Origin of the sequence: Streptomyces sp. NPDC101166 (assembly GCF_044768125.1) — a bacterium.
GTDB lineage: Bacteria > Actinomycetota > Actinomycetes > Streptomycetales > Streptomycetaceae > Streptomyces.
In genome coordinates this window covers 1-1,100 of sequence record NZ_JBIWPF010000294.1, presented here as the reverse complement: position 1 = coordinate 1,100, position 1,100 = coordinate 1, and the positions used below count along the sequence as shown (strand labels likewise).

Annotated in this window: 2 protein-coding genes; one reads left to right on the top strand and one right to left on the bottom strand. The window is 61.5% G+C overall.

What is annotated here, in order from left to right; all coding sequences use genetic code 11:
* A partial coding sequence (locus ACIRS4_RS38540; protein WP_404204979.1) for a Scr1 family TA system antitoxin-like transcriptional regulator occupies positions 1-594 on the bottom strand: 594 nt, incomplete at its 3' end.
* A gap of 323 nt (positions 595-917) precedes the next feature.
* Here ACIRS4_RS38540 and ACIRS4_RS38535 point away from each other — a divergent pair.
* On the top strand, positions 918-1,100 hold a 183-nt coding region (locus ACIRS4_RS38535; protein WP_404204977.1), incomplete at its 3' end, for a hypothetical protein.

Below are 1,100 nucleotides of genomic sequence, written 5' to 3'. Positions count from 1 at the left end.
CAGCTGGGCCGCCATAGCTTCCGGATCACAGGGACGGTGGTGCAGGACCGCCTCGGAGAGCACCGCCGAGACGCGACACCCCTCCTCATCGAGTTTCTGCCGTCGGCGTGTGCCGAGCAGACTCAGGCCGAGCTCGACATCCAGCGGCGTCACGGCCGTGTCCGTCCCCTTGATCATCGCGCGCCGGTAATCAGGGGCCTGGAGCAGACCGGGAATGACAACGAGCTGATGCGTCGTCAGATCGTCGGTCGCCGACTCCAACAGCAGGTACTTCTCGAAATCCCGCGCGTACTGATCGCTGTAGCCCTGCCACCAACCTTTGCTCGCACCTGCGGCTTTGGCGATCTTCTCCTGAGTCTTGATGTCGGCCCACAAGGCCAGCGCGTGTGCGACCTGCTCGGGCTCGGCGGCGTAATAGTCGAGCAGGACGCGGATCTGCGGGGTCGAGACCTTCGATGGGAAACCGTCTTCCAAGCGCATGACCGTCGGAGGTGAGACATCGATCTGCTGTCCGGCTCTGGTCAGGCTGCGCGCGCCGCGCAGTTGACGCAGGAAGCCCCCGAAAGCCATGCGAACCGCGGTGACACCAGCCATTTCGTTAGCCTCGCTATTCGACAATCGATCACCGTGAAATGTTTCGTGTTGTAACACAGAGTAATTCGAGAAAGATTCGCCGTGAACGTTTCACGGAACTCGGATTCGATGTCTACTTATTCCTGAGCGCTCATCTCGGAAATCGGACACGACAACAGGGAGTCGTAATGCCTTGGGATGCTTGGGTTTTGTCGTTGATGACCGCTTTGGGTGGGTTGTCGATTGCGGTCTGCGTAATCGAGGACATCAGGAATTCCGGCAATTCGGAACGCAGGCGGGCGGGGAGACATCGTGCGCCGCGACGGCGGGTCAGGGGCTGAACCGTGCGGGCGATCAGTCATGAGGTGCCGGATTATCCGGTGCAGAATCTCGAGGTGGCGCGGAGCGGGCTCGAGGCGCATCGCGACTGCGGCAAGGAATGTGAGGCCAAGCGGTATTTCACAGCGCTGGTGCCGCATCTGGAAATGATCGCGCGGCGGCGGGCTGCTTCGGCGGGGTGGAATCTG